The following is a 17498-nucleotide window of genomic DNA, read 5'->3' on the forward strand; positions in this document are numbered from 1 at the left end:
GCTGCGGATAAGGGATATGACAGCGATGCCTTCATCCATGCGCTTCATGAAAAGGCGATCAAGGCCGTCATTCCCCCGCGCAATCATCGGACCGAGAAGCGGCAGTGCGATTGGTTTGTTTATAAGGAGCGCCATTTGATCAAATGCTTCTTTGGCAAAATCAAACACTTCCGAAGAATCTTTGCCCGCTTCGAAAAATTGCAGCGTAACTTCATGGGCTTTCTTCGCTTCGTCTCAGCACTCATCTGGTTGCGTTGAAATGTCAACAGAACCTAACAAAAGAATATAAAAAAAGAGGATGCGTCGATGTCGCGATTGCGTGTTGGGGTGACAATTTCCAGTTTGTTGTTTTCCGGGTTGGCTACCGCCGATCATACGGAAGAGCATCGTTTGCAGACGATCGAAGTAACCGCGCCCGAGGAAGAGTCGCTGACATCGACTAGCGCGGAAACGGCCAAGTACAAGCTTTCGCAGGTTCCGGGCGCAACGACCTTCATCCATTCCGACGAGTATCGCAGCCGTCCGACGCCTGGCGGCGTGGCCGACGTCCTGAGTTATTCCCCGGGCGTTTTCTCCCAAAGCCGATACGGCAACTCCGAAACCCGTATCCTGGTGCGCGGCGCCGGAACTTCACTGACCTTCGGTTCGGCGGGTCTGCGTTATTTGCGAGACGGCCTGCCTCTCACCGGAACGGACGGTTTTACCAATCCCGAGCTTCTGGAACCGATGAATGCCCTTTACACCGAGGTTTATCGCGGCTCCAATGCCTTGCAATACGGTTCCGCCTTCCTCGGCGGGGCGGTGAACTTCGCTTCGCGCAACGGCCGCAACACGCCGGGTATCCACACCACCTTCATCACCGGCACGCATAATTATTACCGCCCGCAAGTAATGGTCGGCGGCGTGCTAAACGAGGATCTGGATTATTTCGTTTCTTATACCGGCACTTACAACGACAGCTTCCGGGACAATAGCGAGGAGGAGGTTTCCAGGGGTTATGCCAATTTCGGCTACCGCTGGAACGAGGATCAGGAAACCCGCGTGCATCTGTTCGCCAGCCAAAACCGCCTGGAACTGCCGGGCTCGCTATCGTTCGATCAGTTCGATCAAGATCCTTCGCAAGCGCAGGATGGCCTGACGCCGGGGTCGTTCAACAATCGCTTCGAAACCATCCATGCCCAGCGGAACCTTGACACCCTGCGTGGCGACCTCCAGCACACCATCAAATTCACACCCAACGATGTACTGACGGTCGGCGCCTGGTACGAGAATCGCCGCCTGTGGCATCCGCTGCCGCCCGGTACCTCTACCAGAGCGCCATGCCGGGGAACTCCGGATTCGGCGGGCATCGTGACGGTCAATAACCCGCTTTGTGGCGGCCTTTTGATCGACTTCGGCAATTTGGCGGGCGGATTCAACCGCAACCGGCAGCACGATGTGGGCACCAGTTGGCGTTTCACCCACGACGGATCGCTGTTCGGTTCGCGCAACAGCTTTGTGCTGGGCGGCTTCTTCGGCTGGGGCAAATCCTACGGCACGGTGGACAATACCTTGCCCGATGCGGAGATCGGTACGAAGCTGAATAACACCAAAACCGAGGCTTTCAACATCGAGATTTTCGGGGAGGACAGATTTGGTCTGACCTCCAATCTCGATCTCGTGGTGGGCGGTCAGTTCATTCATGCCAAGCGGCGCAGTCTGACCGACTTTTTCGTGCCTACCTCAAGGCTTAGCAATGCTTTTGAAACCGATGCCTCCCGCTGGTACACCGCATTCAGTCCCAAGGTCGGGTTGATCTGGCAGGCGACCGACAAGCAGCAGTTCTTTGCCAATTTCAGCCGCAGTTACGAGCCGCCGACCAATACCCAATTGGCTTTCCGGGATCCTCGTCTGAATCAGGCGGGCAGCGAATCCGCCCTCGATGCGCAGGAGGGGACGACCATCGAAGTGGGAACCCGCGGCGAAGCCGGCGTCTTCAACTGGGATCTGGCGGTCTACCACTCTTGGATCAACAACGAGATTCTCACCACGCTACTGCCCGGTCAAACCCAGACCAGTACCAACAATGCCGACAAGACCACCCACACGGGCGTCGAAGTCGGTACGGGGGCGCTGATTCCCTTGGGATTGATGGGGGATGATCAGTTGCGGATGCGGTTGACCTATACCTATCAGCGCTTCATATACGACAACGATCCCGCGTTTAACGACAATTACATTCCGGGTGCGCCCAACCATTTCGGCGGCGCGGAAGCCGTGTATGAGCATCCCTCCGGATTCTATATCGGCCCGAATCTCCGCATGGCCAGCAACTATTTCGTGGACTACGCCAATACCCTCAAGGCGCCCGCCTATACCTTGCTGGGTGCGCGCGCCGGCTACAAGAATACGTTCAACAAACTCGGCTACCATGTGTTTGTCGAAGGGCGCAACCTGACCGACGAGCAATGGGTTGCCAGCACGAGCGTGACGGGAACGGCTTCGCGGAGCGGCAGCGCCATCCTGAACCCCGGGTTCGACCGTACGGTGTTCGGCGGCATCTCGATCGATTACTGATAGCTTTATAGCCAGCGGTGGGCGAGGGCTCCGGTCTTCGTCCGCCGTTGGCCGTTTTGTTTCTGAGATCCGGTAAGATGCTGAGGTTCGCCTGGCAAGGATTTTTCAGCTGTTTTCCGTGTCAGGTTGTGTTAACCCGAGAAAGAGGAAAGTTGATGAATGTTTTTTACAGATTGATCGGCTTGTCAGCTTTGGTTCTGGGAAGTCAATTCGTCTGGGCCGAGCACGGGAATGGCCAGTCCTCGTCCCAGCCAGCCTATTGCAAGGATTCGGCGACCGCTCCGACGCCCAAATGCGCACGGACGCCCAGTGCGGTTTTCGATGCCGATGGCCGGCTATGGATTTCCTGGGTGTATCAGGGGGGCATCTACGTTCAGTCCTCGAAGGACGGCGGCAAGACCTTCGGAAAGCCGGTGGCGGTCAATCGCGAGCCGGAAAATGTCCAGTCCCATGGCGAGAACCGGCCCAAGATCGCGATCGGTCCGGAAGGGCAGATTTATCTCACTTGGGCGCAGGGCCTGGAGAAACGCTTCAGTAGCCATATCCGGTTTGCCCGCTCGCTGGATGGCGGCAAAACCTTCTCCGAGCCGGTCACGGTCAACGATAACCGGGACATCATCGGACACTCGTTCGACAGCATGGCGGTCAGCCGTGACGGCAAGATCTTCATCGCCTGGCTGGATTCGAGAGATGTCGAGGCCGCGAAGGCCAAGAGCCAGCCTTACAACGGCTCATCCCTCTACTACACCTGGTCGGACGACGGTGGCAAGAGCTTCAAGCCGAACGCCAAGGCGGCCGATTACACCTGTCAATGCTGCCGGTTGCAGACCGCCATCGATATCGATGGATTGCCGCTCGTCGTCTGGCGCAATGTCTATCCCGAGAATATCCGCGATCATGCGCTGCTCAAATTCGCCGATTGGGACAAGCCGGGCAGACCGATCCGGGCGACACGCGAAAACTGGCATATCGAGGGTTGCCCCCATCACGGACCGGGACTGTCGATCGCCAAGGACGGGCGTTACCACTTGACCTGGTACAGTGCCGCGCCCGATGCGACGGGGCTGTTTTATGCCTATTCCGACGATATCGGCGCCCACTTTACTCAACCGATCAAATTTGGGAATCCGACGGCCATGCCGGCTCATCCGCACGTCTTGAGCATAAGTCGGCAGGTGGATCTAGTCTGGCTGGAATTCGATGGCAAGAACAATCAGCTCAAGACCATGCGTTCGACGGACGGCGGGTCAAACTGGTCCGAGCCGCGCATTCTGGCTGAAACCGACAGCGGCGCCGATAACCCCTTCCTGCATGCGAACGGCAACCGGGTTTATGTAACCTGGGCTACGGAAAAGGATGGGCTCAAGGTGATGGCGCTCGATAGCGCCCGCCGCTAGAGCATCTGTAGAGCAGGCGCAGGGGCGAATTGGACCGCCCCTGCACGCGCATCCCCCTTCCTTTCGTCCAGGTTAAAGGGTGCGATGGGTTTCGCTGACGCTCTACCCATCCTACAAGTCTTTCGGTGGGTCATGGCAACCGGGATTTCGTAGGATGGGTTAGGCGCACTCCGGTATAAGCTGGCCGTCGATCAATGTGCTGTGAGTGCGCCGTAACCCATCAAAGCGACGCCTTAGGAAAGCCCTGTCGAGCCTCAATCCAGATATCGTCGCTTGCCCCATTGGGCGAGACGCATCATCCGCACCAGAGCCCACCCCGCCAGAAGGCGGATAAGGCGGAGAAGGTCCGCCGACTGGCGCAAAAAAACGCTCTGCGCTCGTTCCAGTCTTGGCCTAAGCGCGGCGAGATTCACTTCCCGATCTTTGATCGAACCGCGTCGATGCAGCCAGTGCAATAAACCGGTCACATAAAGCACGAGCGGCATCAGACCGACACAGAACCAAAGAAACCGGCCCATGGCCCCGAAAGCCTCGCCGGTGTGCCAGGGCCATATCCGGCTGATAAAAGTTTGCCCTCCGCTGAATGTGTTGGGATTGCGCACCTCGCGAATCTGCCCGCTCCAACGGTCAACCCAGACCATGGTCGCCGGGTGTTTGATGTTCGCTTCTCCGCGTTGGCGCAGGTTGATGCGGTAAGTGCCGGTTTCGCCGGTCGGCGTGGCGACGCGCCTCACCTCAGCGTGCGGAAATGGCCCCCGTGCGACCAAAACCGCTTCGGCCAGGCTGACGGGGCGGGCATTGGGGGCAGCCGTACTGAGGATTTCCGGACCCTCATCGCCGTGGCCCATGTCCGAGGCTCCCAGGATCGTTTCCAGCATTTTCGGATAAGCCAGATGGAATCCGGTGAAAGCCAACAATAGCAGGACGATGGCGCTGAACAGGCCAAGCGCGCGGTGCAGGTCGAAAGCGAGTCGCGCCAAGCCGGCATCGTGCCGGATCGCGAAGGCGCGATGAATCCGGCTCAAGCCCGGCCACCACAGATAGAGTCCGGTGCTCGCCGAAACTATCAGCAGCAGGCCCAAAATACCGACGGTGTTCCAACCGAACAGGCCGAGTTGCAGTTGGGTATGGAGATCATAAATCCAGGTCGTCGCTGTCCGACCCCAGAACCGGTTGGCGGCGATTTCTGCCGTGTACGGGTTCACGGACACCATGAGCGGGGCGTAGAACTCGCCCACGGTCTCGTGGGGTTGTTCGTACCAGGCGGTGATCATGCCCTGACGGGAGCGGGGCATTTCCAGAATCCAGGCGCCATATCGGTTCGGGTGCGCGACCCGTAGCGCCGCCATGATGCGGTCCAGCGGCAGGTATTCGCCTTTCGGTTCCTCGATTACCAATCGAGGATTGAGGAGTTCGTCCAGCTCCTCGCGATAGACGCTGAGACTCCCACTGAGCCCCATCAGCACAAAGAGGAATCCGATCCCGAGCGCCAGATAAAGATGGAGCTTCAGCCAGGCATTTCGCGCAGGGCTCACGACGATGGCCGTTTGAGACGGTATAGAGCCGAGATGTCTTCCTCGCCGTGGCCTTCGGCGATGAGTTTGGCGTAATCGTTCACGGCCATTTCAGTAACAGGCAGCTTGAGCCCCAGTTTATCCGCTATGCCTTTGCAAATTTTCAGATCCTTATGGTGCAGGGCGAGCTTGAAGCCGGGTTTGAATATGCCTTGGGTCATGGTCGGTCCGCGCTTTTCCAGGAACCAGTTTCCGGCGGCGCCGCCGGAAACGACATCGATGACCTTGCGCATGTCCAGCCCTAGCGCCGCTCCGAATGCCAGGGCCTCCGCCACGGCCTCGTTGATGCCGGCCGCCATGATCTGGTTCACCGCCTTGGCCGCTTGGCCGGTGCCAACGTCCCCCATGTGAACGATCCGGCTGCCCATGGTTTCCAGTACCGGCATGACTTTTTCCAAAGTCTCGGGCTTGCCGCCCACCATGATCGCCAAGGTCCCATTCTTCGCGCCTTCGACACCGCCGGTCACCGGTGCGTCGAGGAAATCCGCGCCCTTGCTTCCAACCAGTCGGGCGGCTTCGCGTGCGGTATCGCTGCTTACCGTGGACATGTCGATTACGACTGTTTGCGGACGCAGCGCCGGCAAAATGCCGTGTACGACATCCAACACGTCGGCATCGGCCGATACGCAAATCAGGACGACATCGACGTGCGAGGCGAGCAGGGCAGGCGAGGCGGCGCACTGTACATTGAGTTCTTGAGAGAGAGTTATCGCGCTGGCTTCGGTGCGGTTCCAAACCGAAGCCAAATAATGTCCCTTCGCCACGTTTCGCGCCATGGGCGCTCCCATGGCGCCGAGACCGATGAAGCCTGCCTTCATGTCCTTTGTGCCTCCGGTGTTCAATGCCGTTTACTCCTCGAGATAGGTGTAGCTTCGCAACCCGGCGATCAATTCGCTCTCGAAGCGCTTGCGCTGTTCGGGGGAGATCTGCGCTTCGACCAGCTTTTTGCGATACGCGCGCTCCAAATCCTCCGGGTTGATATGCACGTAGCGCAGCAGGTCGTGGGCGCCATCGCCTCGCATCGGTTGGACGAACCGATAGCCGCCGGCGCCGTCGAGTTCGACATTGACCGAATGGGTGTCGCCGAACAAGTTGTGCATATCCCCGAGGATTTCCTGATAGGCGCCCACCAGGAAGATGCCGATGAGATACGGTTCACCCGGTTTGTGCGCATGCAGCGGCAAGGTGGTTTCGAGGCTCTGCCGATCGATATAGGTATTGATCCGGCCGTCGGAATCGCAGGTCAGGTCCTGAATGACCGCGCGGCGGGTGGGTTCCTCGTGCAAGCGTTGCAGCGGCATGACCGGGAACACCTGCGCGATCGCCCAGGCGTCCGGCATGGATTGGAAGAGCGAGAAATTGCAGAAAACCTTATCGGCGAGCCGCTCGTTGAGTTCGTCGATCAGTTCGCGATGGGCGCGGAGGCGGATGTCGAGCCGTCTGTGCACGGCGTGACAGATGGCCGCGTTCAGCCGCTCCGCATCGGCGAGTTCGGCCAGGCTCAATTTGCCCTGCACGTACATCGCGCGGGCCTCGGCGAGATCGAATTGAGCGTCGTGATACACGCCAAGAGGCGATTCCTGCGGCAGGGCTTGCAGCAAATCGGCCAGGTCCTGCAACGGCTTTGCCTTGATGTCGGCCGGCTGGCTAGCGTCTTCGGCCACCGATTCGATGTCGATGATATTGGTGATCAGCACCGCATGATGGGCGCTCATGGCGCGTCCGGCCTCGGTGATGAGGTTCGGGTGCGGCAATCCGTATTCGGCGCAGGCTTCCGAGAAGGCGCGCACGATGCTGTGGGCGTATTCGTCGATGCTGTAATTGATGGAGCAGTCGCTTGCCGAGTGGGTGCCTTCGTAATCGACGCCGAGTCCTCCGCCCACATCCGCCCAGGAGAGATGGGCGCCGAGTTCCCTCAATTCGGCATAATAGCGGCAAGCCTCCCGCAGCGCCGTTTTGATGTCGTTGATGTTCGCAACCTGCGAGCCCATGTGAAAGTGCATCAGCTTGAGCCATTCCAGACCGCCGGCTTCCCGTAGTTTGACGATGAGCCTGAGCAGTTCGTTCGCATGCAGGCCGAACTTCGATTTTTCGCCGCCGCTATTCTGCCATTTGCCGGCGCCGATACTGGACAGCCTGACGCGCACACCCAATTGAGGCGCAATGCCCAGGTCTTGCGATTCGGAAAGCACCAGTTCCAACTCCGACAGTTTTTCGATGACGATGAAAACGTTCAGCCCCAGGCTGAGGCCGATCAAAGCCAAACGAATGTAGGAGCGGTCTTTGTAGCCATTGCAGATCACCGTGCCGGCCTTGGATAAGGCCAGTATGGCCAGAAGCTCGGATTTGCTGCCGGCCTCCAGGCCTACGGCGGTATGGCCGTTTTTCAAAATGCCCTCGACCACGCTCCGCTGCTGGTTGACCTTGATTGGGTACACCGGGGTATATCCACCCTGATAATCATGTTCGCGCCGCGCCTTTTCGAAGGCTTCGCGCAGCAGGCTCACCCGGTCGCGCAGGATATCGGTGAAGCGCACTAGGACCGGCAGCGACAAGCCTTCCTGCCGAACGGCTTGGGCGATGTCGAAGAGATCCACCGTGCCTTGCGCCGGGTTCTTCGTCGGGCGGACGACCACGTGGCCTTCGTCGTTAACGTCGAAGTAGCCTTCTCCCCAGTGCTCTATGGCGTAGGTATCAACCGCCTGCTGCAGACTCCAACTCATTTCGATGGCTAAGCTCTTTAAAAAAGGTTGAATTATGTGGAAAATCGCTGGATTTTTCCATTGCGAGGAACACCATGCTGAGCGACGACAACTGGTTTACCGAGGTTTATCCGAAACACGGGAGTGCGCTCTCTTTAAAGGTGACTGAAAAGCTTCACGAAGAACAGACGCCGTTTCAGCGGATTGAAATCTATGAGACCGAGTGGCTGGGCACGCTCATGGTGATCGACGGCTGTACGATGGTGTCCGACCGGGACAATTTTCTGTATCACGAAATGATGACGCACCCGGCGCTCTATACCCATCCCAATCCGGAGACCGTTTGGGTCATCGGTGGCGGCGATTGCGGAAGCCTCAAGGAAGTGCTCAAACACCCGGAGGTCAAGCGGGCGGTCCAAATCGAGATCGACGAGAGGGTGACCCGGCTGGCCGAGCAGTACTTCCCGGAATTGTGCGAGTCGAACAACGACCCCCGCGCCGAACTGCTTTTCATCGACGGCATTCAGTGGGTGAAGGATGCGGCGGCCGACAGCGTCGATCTGATCATCGTGGACAGCACCGATCCGGTGGGGCCGGCGGAAGGATTGTTCAACGAAGCGTTTTACCGGGAGTGTTTCCGTTGTCTGCGCAAAGACGGGATTTTGGCCCAGCAGAGCGAGTCGCCGCTGTTTCATATGCCGCTGATTGAAGCCATGCACAACACCATGCGGCAGGCGGGATTCCCGCAAACGCGGACCTTGTTTTTCCCGCAGTTCATTTACCCGTCCGGTTGGTGGAGCGGGACCCTGGCAGGAAAATCGGATTTGGCGCATTTTCGCGAGGCGGACGCCCGAGGCAAGCCGTTCGCAACGAACTACTACAATGCCGAAGTCCATAAGGCGGCTTTTGTTGCGCCGGAGTTTTTCAGGGCGGCATTGCCGGCGCCTTGAGCAAACGGTTGCCTGGGCTTCGGCTTAATCCAGTGGCCTGTGTTACGATTTGCGAAGAAACGATGGGTTTGAGGAAAAGATTCCATGACTGAAAAAGAAATAAGTGAAGCGCTTTTCAATCTGCGCACTGAAATCGAACATCTGAATACCAGTGACCCCGAAGTCAGGGCGCGGCTCGAAACGCTACTCAGTGATCTCGAGCGGCGGCTTGAGGCGTCGGAAGACGAGCATCACCTGCATTTGATCGAAGACATGAAAGAGGCGATTTCGCAATTCGAAGTCGAGCACCCTCGTCTTACCGGCATTCTCAACGAATTGATGGTTGCTTTGAGCAACCTGGGGATCTGATCCTCTTCATTCCTTATCGTGCAGCCGCCTGGTGAATGCCCGGGTTTATTCAGCTTGAGCGGTTGAAACGCTTGGCAGGGGCGGGTTAGATAAAACCCGCTTTTGCCAAAGTCTAATGTGCCGCAGTTGTTTCCCTCTGTCAGACATTCCGCAAGTAATCCGGTCCTCCGAGTTGCCTCATTTGTCTCAATATCCATAACCGGCGATGCATCACATAAGCCGAAGGTTTGTCAGCGCGCAGGCGCACGGGGTTGGGCAAAACGGCGGCGAGCAAGGCGGCTTCGTTCGGGTTGAGCTTTGAAGGCGGCTTGGCGAAAAAGGCTTCCCCCGCGGCCGAAACGCCAAACACGCCTTCGCCGAATTGGGCGATATTGAGGTAAATCTCCAATATGCGCCGTTTCGGCCACATCAATTCGATGAGCGTGGTGAAATAAGCCTCCAAAGCCTTGCGGACGTAATTCTGTCCCGGATAAAGAAACAGATTCTTGGCAACTTGCTGCGAAATCGTGCTGGCGCCTCGCACGTGCTTCCCGTGTTGATTATGTCTCCAGGCCTTGCCGATAGCCTTCAGATCGAAACCGTAATGCCGGTCGAACAGCTGGTCTTCGGCGGCGATCACGGCGACTTTGGCATAAGGCGAAATCTCGTTCCAAGAAGTCCACCGGTAGCGTGGGCGAAGTCCCGGTTTCCCTTCGATGATGGCCAAGAAGTGCGCGCGCAGCATGAATGCGCTGGTCGGCGGAGGCAGCCAGCGCAACAGAGCGACGGGAACAACGGTTAGGGTGACGATCGTCAGGACGAGCTTGCGCAGGATGTTCCTCAGCGCCGATTTCGGGTTTGCGGGTTTGGATTTCATAAGACCGAGTTGGTGCGATGCCTCAGACGGATTGACGGCGCCAAGCTCTCAATATCGAGCGACAGATTTGATTCCGGCCTTATATTGCGCTGTTTGGCAGGGGTTGGATTGTTTGTTAAAGCCGTTGCGGCGGCTACAAAGTTGACTCAAGCGCCATTGCTGGCCAGAATACGTTATTTTTCCGACTGATTTAAGTGGCGTTTCATCAAAACATGGGTGGCGGGAAAGCGGGTGACGAAGTTCTGGTTTCGATCAGAAATCTAACGTTCAGTCGCGGCAGCCGCAAGATTTTCGATGACGTCAACCTGGACATCCCCAGAGGCAAGATTACCGCCATCATGGGGCCTAGCGGCACCGGCAAGACCACTCTCCTGAAACTAATCGGCGGCCAACTCAGACCGGACAGCGGCACTATTTGCGTGGACGGGTGCGTGGTGCATGACCTGCGCCTCGGCCAGTTGTACGAGCTGCGCAAAAAGATGGGGATGCTTTTTCAGACCGGCGCCCTCCTAACCGATATCAGCGTATTCGAAAACGTCGCTTTTCCGCTCCGGGAGCATACCAAGCTGCCCGAGTCCATGATCAGGAGCCTGGTTTTGATGAAATTGCAGGCCGTAGGGTTGCGGGGGGCTCGCGACCTGATGCCGGCGCAGCTATCGGGCGGTATGGCCAGGCGGGTGGCGTTGGCGCGAGCCATCGCCCTTGATCCGATGATGATCATGTACGACGAGCCGTTTACCGGGCAGGACCCGATTTCCATGGGCGTATTGGTGAAGCTGATCCGCGATCTGAACCAGGGCTTGGGGCTCACCAGCATCGTCGTGTCCCACGACGTGGAAGAAACCGCGTCCATTGCCGATTACGTCTATCTTATTTCCGAAGGCAAGGTGGTCGGTCAAGGTACGCCGGATGCCATCGAGCACTCGGAATCGCCTTGGATTCTCCAGTTTATGAAAGGTTTGGCGGATGGCCCGGTGCCGTTCCATTATCCGGCGCCCGATTATGCGGCCGATTTGCTTAAACCCCATGTCTGAAATCAGCCCGTCGTTTACCCGGAACATGTCATGCTAGCCCCATTCCAGCGACTTGGATACGCGACCCTGGAAACCCTGCAAAAGCTGGGTCGGGCCAATTTGTTCATTTGGCATGTCGTAACGGGGTTGCCCGAGATCCTCAGGCGCATTCGTCTGTTGCTCGCGCAGGTTTATTCGGTGGGCGTGCTCACCATCCTGTTGGTGAGCGTTTCCGGTTTGTTCGTCGGAATGGTGCTGGGGCTTCAGGGCTTCAATGTGCTTTCCGATTTCGGGGCGGAGCAGACCTTGGGCGTCATGGTGGCGGCTTCTTTGGTCCGGGAGTTGGGGCCGGTGGTCACGGCGCTGCTGTTTTCAGGGCGAGCGGGTTCCGCTTTGACGGCGGAAATAGGCTTGATGAAGGCGACCGAACAGCTTTCCGGCATGGAAATGATGGCGGTCGATCCGGTGAAGCGCATCATCGCGCCGCGCTTTTTCGCCGGCTGCCTGTCGATGCCCTTGTTGGCCTCGCTATTCAGCATGGTCGGCGTCATGGGGGGATATTTCGTCGGAGTCGGATTGCTCGGAGTGGACGAAGGCGCATTCTGGGCTCAAATGAAAAGCAAGATCGATTTTTACGACGACGTCGTCAACGGTCTTATCAAAAGCGCGGTATTCGGGGCCATCGTCACGTGGATAGCCGTGTTCGAAGGCTATGATGCCGTACCCACTTCCGAGGGGGTCAGCCGGGCAACCACTCGCTCGGTCGTTTATTCGGCCTTCGCCGTTCTCGGATGGGATTTCGTGTTGACGGCTTTAATGTTCGGGGAGGATTGATGCAGTCATCGAAAGCAATCGAGATCTGGGTTGGTTTATTCGTTGCCATTGGTTTGATCGCATTGTTTTTCTTAGCCATGCAAGTCAGCAATCTGGCCGAATTGAAGAGCAACAATGACAGCTACAAGATCGTCGCTCGCTTTGAAAACATCGGCAGCTTGAGAGTTAGGGCGCCGGTATCGGTGGCCGGTGTCACGGTGGGGCGGGTCAGCTCCATTTCGTTCGACAATCAAACCTATGAAGCCGTGGTGGAGATGCGGATCGAGCCGAACTACAACACGCTGCCGATCGACACCAGCGCCAGCATACTTACCGCCGGGCTGTTGGGCGAGCAGTATATCGGTTTGACGCCCGGCGGCGCGGACGACCATCTGGCGAGCGGCGACGAAATCGAGTTGACTCAATCGGCGATCGTGCTTGAGCAGGTCATCAGCCGCTTCTTGTTCAGCAAGGCGGAAGGCGGAGGCGAAAAAAGCGGCGACGGAGAGGGTGGCGGAGCTGCCACCTCCACCGAATAACACCGGCATTACGTGTTAGTCGAGTATGGCTAAATCTCCCATCCCATTCGAATTGATCGACGAGGGTCAAGGGTGCTACAGACTTAAGGGCGAGCTGACCTTCGCGACGGCGTCGGCTGTTCTGAAGAAGACCCTGGTTATCTTTAAGGAAGCATCCCGGCTTTCGTTCAACTTGGAGGGAATCTCTCGGGTCGACAGCGCCGGTGTCGCACTCCTTTTAGAGTGGCTGCGGCGTGCGGAACAAGCCCGGACAGAACTCTGTTATGCCAATCTCCCGCAGAATGTCAAAGCGATCGCCCGAGTCAGCGGCATCGAGCAATTAATCGCTGCCGGTTCATCTGAAGCTGTCGACTGACGTCGATCCCGTATTTAGCAAAAAAATATACCAACAATGGATAAACTCCTTATTACCGGCGGCAGGCCCCTTAGCGGCGAGTTGCGCATTTCCGGGGCCAAAAACGCCGCATTGCCCATCCTCGCGGGCGCATTGCTATCGGAAACGCCCGTGACCATCGGCAACGTTCCGCACCTTCACGACATCACCACCACTATGGAGTTGCTCGGACGCATGGGGGTGCATCTGGTGGTGGACGAAAAGCTCAACATCGAGGTGGATTCCGGACCGATCGAGAATTTTTTCGCGCCTTACGAGCTGGTGAAGACCATGCGGGCTTCCATTCTGGTGCTGGGGCCGCTGTTGGCCCGTTTCGGCCGGGCCGAGGTCTCGCTGCCGGGCGGTTGCGCCATCGGCAGTCGGCCCGTGAACCTGCATCTTCACGGGTTGGCGGCGATGGGCGCCGAGATCAACGTGAAGAATGGCTACATTCATGCCAGCGCCAAGCGTCTCAAAGGTTGTCGTCTCGTCCTGGATCAGGTCACGGTGACCGGCACCGAGAATCTCATGATGGCGGCGGTTCTCGCCGAGGGAACAACGATCATCGAAAATGCCGCGCGTGAACCCGAGGTGGTGGATTTGGCCAATTTCCTCAATGAGATGGGCGGAAAAGTCCACGGTGCGGGTTCCGACATCATGGAAATCGAAGGGGTCGAATCGCTTTCCGCCAACGGTTTGCACTACCGTATTCTTCCGGATCGGATTGAGACCGGTACTTATTTGGTAGCCGCCGCCATGACCGGCGGTCGGGTCAAGCTGAAGAATACCCGGCCGGATCTGCTGGATGCCGTGTTGGTCAAGCTTCGGGAGGCCGGCGCGATCATTACGTGCACCGATTCGACCATCGAGCTCGATATGCAGGGCGATCGCCCGCAAGCCGTTTCATTGCGCACCGCGCCTTACCCGGCATTTCCGACCGATATGCAGGCGCAATTCACGGCCATGAACACGGTTGCCGAAGGTGTCGGCGTGATCACCGAGACCGTATTCGAGAATCGGTTTATGCATGTCCAGGAAATGCAGCGAATGGGAGCCGACATTCAGCTCGAATCCAATACGGCTATTGTTCAGGGCAGGCCGAATTTGACGGCTGCACCGGTGATGGCGACTGATTTAAGAGCTTCCGCGAGCCTGGTGCTGGCCGGGCTCGTGGCCGAAGGCCAGACGGTAGTCGACCGGATTTACCATATTGATCGCGGTTACGAGTGCATCGAAGAGAAGCTATCGCAGCTCGGTGCGGAGATACGCCGTATACCCAACTGAAACGTCACGCATGCTCACTTTAGCCATATCGAAAGGACGAATTTACGAGGAGGCGCTACCGCTGCTGGCGCAGGTCGGAGTCGAGCCGACCGTGGATCCGGACAAAAGCCGCAAGCTGATTCTGCCGACCAATCGGGAGGACGTGCAGCTCTTGATCATCCGGGCCACCGACGTGCCCACCTACGTGGAATACGGGGCCGCCGATCTCGGAATTGCCGGCAAGGATGTGCTGGTCGAGTACGATGCCCAAGGGCTATACGAGCCGCTGGATCTAGGCATCGCACGTTGCCGGCTGATGACGGCAGCCATGCAAGGTTCGGCGCCGGCTTTAAGAGGCCGGTTGCGGGTGGCGACCAAATATGTGAAAACCACCCATCGCTATTTCGCCGGCCGCGGCATTCAAGCGGAAGTCATCAAGCTCTACGGCTCGATGGAACTGGCGCCTCTGGTGGGATTGGCCCACTGCATCGTCGACCTCGTCGACACGGGGAACACGCTGCGGGCCAACGGACTTGAGCCACGCGATTTGATCATGGAAGTCAGCAGCCGACTCATCGTCAATAAGGCTGCGATGAAGATGAAGCATAAGGCGGTCACGAGTTTCGTCGAAGAATTGAGGCAAGTCGTCAGCGATCGCAGTAAGCAAGCGGGGTAAGCACTATGTCGAATATCTCGATTACCCGTCTCGAAGCGGGGGCACCGAATTTCGCACAACGCCTGGATGCGGTTTTGGCATGGGATGAAGCCGAGGATGCGGCTATCCATGGGCGAGTGATGGAAATCATTGCGCGCATACGGAAAGAAGGCGATGCCGCGTTGGTCGAATTCACCCGTCTCTACGATCATTTCGACGCGTTGAAGGCATCAGGTCTCGAACTGTCGCGCGACGAGCTGAAAAAGGCTTGGGAAAGTTTGCCCGGCGAATCCGCCGAGGCGCTCCGGAAAGCCGCGGAGCGCATCCGGATGTATGCCGAACGCCAAAAGATGGAATCCTGGCAGTATACGGAAAGCGACGGCACGGTGCTGGGACAACAGGTGACGCCTTTGGACAAGGTGGGCATCTACGTTCCCGGCGGAAAGGCGGCTTATCCGTCGTCGGTGTTGATGAACGCCATCCCGGCGGAGGTGGCCGGTGTGCCCGAGATCGTCATGGTCGTCCCGACTCCCAGGGGTGAGACGAATCAACTGGTTCTCGCGGCCGCTTATCTTTCCGGCGTCGACCGGGTATTCCGGATCGGCGGCGCACAGGCGGTGGCGGCTCTGGCTTACGGCACCGAAACGGTGCCGCGGGTCGACAAGATCGTGGGGCCCGGAAACATTTACGTGGCCACCGCCAAAAAGCTGGTATTCGGTCAAGTGGGTATCGACATGGTAGCGGGCCCGTCGGAAATCCTCGTCATCAGCGATGGAGGAACCGACCCGGACTGGATCGCCATGGATCTGTTCTCGCAGGCGGAGCACGACGAAGATGCCCAGGCGATACTCATCAGTCCTGACCGCGCCCATCTGGACGCGGTGGAATCGAGTATTCGCCGTCTGCTGCCGGGGATGGAGCGGGCCGAGGTGATTCGAACCTCGCTGTCCCGCCGCGGCGCTCTAATCCACGTTGAGGATTTGGACGAAGCTGCGGTTGTGGCCAACCGGATCGCGCCCGAGCATCTGGAGCTTTCCGTGGGAGATCCCGAAAGCTTGGTCGGCAAAATCCGCAATGCCGGCGCTATCTTCATGGGCCGCTACACGGCGGAAGCCTTGGGCGACTACTGCGCCGGACCCAACCATGTGCTGCCCACGTCCGGGACGGCCAGATTTTCCTCCCCTTTGGGCGTTTACGATTTTCAGAAGCGCTCGAGCCTTATTTTCTGTTCGAAACAAGGCGCAGATCATCTGGCTAGAACCGCATCCGTGCTTGCCCGCGGCGAAGGATTGACGGCTCACGCCCGCTCCGCCGAATATCGGATCCTAGAGCAATCATGACCGATCTCGCGAGCAAAGTCCGGTCCTTGCTAAGACCGGAAGTACTGGCCTTGTCGGCCTATCACGTTCCGGATTCTTCGGGTTACGTCAAGTTGGATGCCATGGAAAATCCTTATTCGTGGCCGGATGACATGGTCGAGGCATGGTTGGCTCGGCTTCGCGAAGCTCAGCCGAATCGCTATCCCGATCCCGCTTGCAGCCGGCTTAGGGCCAAGTTGCGCGAGGCTTACGGAGTGCCAGAGGGGGCCGAACTCCTGATGGGGAACGGTTCCGACGAAATCATTCAAATCATTCTCATGGCACTGCAAGGACGAGATGCGACGGTTTTAGCGCCCGAGCCGACTTTCGTCATGTACCGGCAGATCGCGTCGTGCCTGGGGCTTAAGTTTGTCGGGGTGCCTTTGCGGGAGGCGGATTTTTCTCTGGACATGGTTGCGATGCGTACCGCTATCGAGAAACATCGACCCGCCGTCATCTTTCTGGCCTATCCCAATAACCCGACCGGCAACGTGTTTGATCCCGAGGATGTCGCGGAAATACTCCAAGCGGCTCCGGGTCTGGTGGTTTTGGATGAAGCGTACACGCCCTACGCCGGGCGCAGCTTTATGCCGCGATTGGCGGAGTTCGAGCGGCTTCTCGTAATGCGTACGCTATCGAAGCTGGGTTTGGCGGGGCTGCGCTTAGGTCTCTTGGCCGGTGCCAGGGCGTGGATCGATGAATTTGACAAGATCCGCCTACCTTACAATATCAATATACTGACCCAGATCAGCACGGAATTCGCTATCGAAAAGCGCGAGGTATTCGAGGCTCAGGTAAAACTTATCCTGCGGGACCGACAGTACTTGCACGAAGAACTTAGCCGGCTTACGGGAGTCCATGTCTATCGGAGCGACGCCAATTTCATCTTGTTCAGGCTTTTGCGGCACGACGCCAATCAGGTGTTTCAGGGGCTTAAGTCCTCGGGCGTCTTGATCAAGAATCTGCACCCTTCCGGCGGTCAGTTGTCCGGGTGTTTGCGGGTCACCGTCGGAATGCCGGAGGAAAACGACAAATTCCTCGCGGTGCTCGCGAAAATTCTAGCTTCGTAGGGCTCTCGTTCCGATGCTATTGCTTTCTTAG

The 17498-nt window shown here is 57.9% G+C and carries 17 protein-coding genes; 13 read left to right on the top strand and 4 right to left on the bottom strand.

Annotation, left to right across the window (positions count from 1 at the left end):
* From VEB01_RS23115 to VEB01_RS11860, 3 genes are all read left to right on the top strand, one after another.
* Nucleotides 1-258, top strand: a 258-nt coding sequence (locus tag VEB01_RS23115) for a transposase (protein WP_414675460.1), incomplete at its 5' end; no start/stop codon positions are given.
* 48 nt (nt 259-306) lie between these two features.
* Complete coding sequence (locus VEB01_RS11855) at nt 307-2556, top strand: TonB-dependent receptor family protein (RefSeq protein WP_324875673.1); 2250 nt, start codon at nt 307-309, stop codon at nt 2554-2556.
* Between the two features lie 155 nt (nt 2557-2711).
* The gene (locus VEB01_RS11860; protein ID WP_324875674.1) at nt 2712-3953 is read left to right on the top strand and encodes a sialidase family protein; all 1242 of its coding nucleotides are present in this window, start codon (nt 2712-2714) and stop codon (nt 3951-3953) included.
* A gap of 254 nt (nt 3954-4207) precedes the next feature.
* Here VEB01_RS11860 and VEB01_RS11865 read toward each other — a convergent pair whose 3' ends face one another.
* The 3 genes from VEB01_RS11865 to speA are packed head-to-tail and all read right to left on the bottom strand — an operon-like array spanning nt 4208 to nt 8250.
* Nucleotides 4208-5488 (bottom strand): PepSY-associated TM helix domain-containing protein, encoded by a 1281-nt coding sequence (locus VEB01_RS11865; protein WP_324875676.1) that lies wholly within the window; start codon nt 5486-5488, stop codon nt 4208-4210.
* On the bottom strand, nt 5485-6345 hold the full coding sequence (locus VEB01_RS11870) for an NAD(P)-dependent oxidoreductase (protein ID WP_324875678.1): 861 nt from the start codon (nt 6343-6345) through the stop codon (nt 5485-5487). Before VEB01_RS11870 ends, VEB01_RS11865 begins: the two co-directional genes overlap by 4 nt.
* A 30-nt stretch (nt 6346-6375) precedes the next feature.
* Complete coding sequence (gene speA, locus VEB01_RS11875; RefSeq protein WP_324875680.1) at nt 6376-8250, bottom strand: biosynthetic arginine decarboxylase; 1875 nt, start codon at nt 8248-8250, stop codon at nt 6376-6378.
* 74 nt (nt 8251-8324) lie between these two features.
* Here speA and speE point away from each other — a divergent pair, with 74 nt between their 5' ends.
* Both speE and VEB01_RS11885 read left to right on the top strand, forming a co-directional pair.
* Nucleotides 8325-9179 carry a polyamine aminopropyltransferase gene (gene speE / locus VEB01_RS11880; protein ID WP_324875682.1) on the top strand — a complete coding sequence of 285 codons (855 nt, stop codon included), beginning with the start codon at nt 8325-8327 and terminating at the stop codon, nt 9177-9179.
* Between the two features lie 84 nt (nt 9180-9263).
* Entirely contained in the window at nt 9264-9527 is a 264-nt protein-coding gene (locus VEB01_RS11885; protein WP_324875683.1) for a DUF4404 family protein, read from the top strand.
* A 139-nt stretch (nt 9528-9666) separates the two neighbouring features.
* On the opposite strand, the gene mtgA is transcribed toward VEB01_RS11885, so the two are convergent.
* Complete coding sequence (gene mtgA / locus VEB01_RS11890) at nt 9667-10383, bottom strand: monofunctional biosynthetic peptidoglycan transglycosylase (RefSeq protein WP_324875684.1); 717 nt, start codon at nt 10381-10383, stop codon at nt 9667-9669.
* A 212-nt stretch (nt 10384-10595) separates the two neighbouring features.
* Between mtgA and VEB01_RS11895 the strand changes: the two genes are divergently transcribed.
* The 8 genes from VEB01_RS11895 to hisC are packed head-to-tail and all read left to right on the top strand — an operon-like array spanning nt 10596 to nt 17467.
* The gene (locus VEB01_RS11895) at nt 10596-11417 is read left to right on the top strand and encodes an ABC transporter ATP-binding protein (RefSeq protein ID WP_324875724.1); all 822 of its coding nucleotides are present in this window, start codon (nt 10596-10598) and stop codon (nt 11415-11417) included.
* A gap of 30 nt (nt 11418-11447) precedes the next feature.
* Nucleotides 11448-12230, top strand: a complete 783-nt coding sequence (gene mlaE / locus VEB01_RS11900) for a lipid asymmetry maintenance ABC transporter permease subunit MlaE (protein ID WP_324875686.1) — start codon at nt 11448-11450, stop codon at nt 12228-12230.
* Nucleotides 12230-12748: an outer membrane lipid asymmetry maintenance protein MlaD gene (mlaD, locus tag VEB01_RS11905; protein ID WP_324875688.1), complete on the top strand. Its 519-nt coding sequence runs from the start codon at nt 12230-12232 to the stop codon at nt 12746-12748. The genes mlaE and mlaD overlap by 1 nt, the downstream gene beginning before the upstream one ends.
* A 25-nt stretch (nt 12749-12773) precedes the next feature.
* Entirely contained in the window at nt 12774-13103 is a 330-nt protein-coding gene (locus VEB01_RS11910) for an STAS domain-containing protein (RefSeq protein WP_324875690.1), read from the top strand.
* A gap of 36 nt (nt 13104-13139) precedes the next feature.
* Entirely contained in the window at nt 13140-14405 is a 1266-nt protein-coding gene (murA, locus tag VEB01_RS11915; protein ID WP_324875692.1) for a UDP-N-acetylglucosamine 1-carboxyvinyltransferase, read from the top strand.
* 10 nt (nt 14406-14415) lie between these two features.
* On the top strand, nt 14416-15060 hold the full coding sequence (gene hisG / locus VEB01_RS11920) for an ATP phosphoribosyltransferase (protein WP_324875694.1): 645 nt from the start codon (nt 14416-14418) through the stop codon (nt 15058-15060).
* 5 nt (nt 15061-15065) lie between these two features.
* On the top strand, nt 15066-16379 hold the full coding sequence (gene hisD, locus VEB01_RS11925; protein WP_324875696.1) for a histidinol dehydrogenase: 1314 nt from the start codon (nt 15066-15068) through the stop codon (nt 16377-16379).
* Entirely contained in the window at nt 16376-17467 is a 1092-nt protein-coding gene (gene hisC, locus VEB01_RS11930; RefSeq protein WP_324875698.1) for a histidinol-phosphate transaminase, read from the top strand. The genes hisD and hisC overlap by 4 nt, the downstream gene beginning before the upstream one ends.
* Nucleotides 17468-17498 lie beyond the last annotated feature (31 nt).

The sequence above is a fragment of the Methylocaldum sp. genome (assembly GCF_035627495.1).
Classification (GTDB): domain Bacteria; phylum Pseudomonadota; class Gammaproteobacteria; order Methylococcales; family Methylococcaceae; genus Methylocaldum.

Coding starts and splice junctions, on each gene's coding strand:
- VEB01_RS11855 (WP_324875673.1), top strand. CDS start 307: ATGTCGCGATTGCGTGTTGGGGTGACAATTTCCAGTTTGTTGTTTTCC.
- VEB01_RS11860 (WP_324875674.1), top strand. CDS start 2,712: ATGAATGTTTTTTACAGATTGATCGGCTTGTCAGCTTTGGTTCTGGGA.
- VEB01_RS11870 (WP_324875678.1), bottom strand. CDS start 6,345: ATGAAGGCAGGCTTCATCGGTCTCGGCGCCATGGGAGCGCCCATGGCG.
- speA (WP_324875680.1), bottom strand. CDS start 8,250: ATGAGTTGGAGTCTGCAGCAGGCGGTTGATACCTACGCCATAGAGCAC.
- speE (WP_324875682.1), top strand. CDS start 8,325: ATGCTGAGCGACGACAACTGGTTTACCGAGGTTTATCCGAAACACGGG.
- VEB01_RS11885 (WP_324875683.1), top strand. CDS start 9,264: ATGACTGAAAAAGAAATAAGTGAAGCGCTTTTCAATCTGCGCACTGAA.
- mtgA (WP_324875684.1), bottom strand. CDS start 10,383: ATGAAATCCAAACCCGCAAACCCGAAATCGGCGCTGAGGAACATCCTG.
- VEB01_RS11895 (WP_324875724.1), top strand. CDS start 10,596: ATGGGTGGCGGGAAAGCGGGTGACGAAGTTCTGGTTTCGATCAGAAAT.
- mlaE (WP_324875686.1), top strand. CDS start 11,448: ATGCTAGCCCCATTCCAGCGACTTGGATACGCGACCCTGGAAACCCTG.
- mlaD (WP_324875688.1), top strand. CDS start 12,230: ATGCAGTCATCGAAAGCAATCGAGATCTGGGTTGGTTTATTCGTTGCC.
- VEB01_RS11910 (WP_324875690.1), top strand. CDS start 12,774: ATGGCTAAATCTCCCATCCCATTCGAATTGATCGACGAGGGTCAAGGG.
- murA (WP_324875692.1), top strand. CDS start 13,140: ATGGATAAACTCCTTATTACCGGCGGCAGGCCCCTTAGCGGCGAGTTG.
- hisG (WP_324875694.1), top strand. CDS start 14,416: ATGCTCACTTTAGCCATATCGAAAGGACGAATTTACGAGGAGGCGCTA.
- hisD (WP_324875696.1), top strand. CDS start 15,066: ATGTCGAATATCTCGATTACCCGTCTCGAAGCGGGGGCACCGAATTTC.
- hisC (WP_324875698.1), top strand. CDS start 16,376: ATGACCGATCTCGCGAGCAAAGTCCGGTCCTTGCTAAGACCGGAAGTA.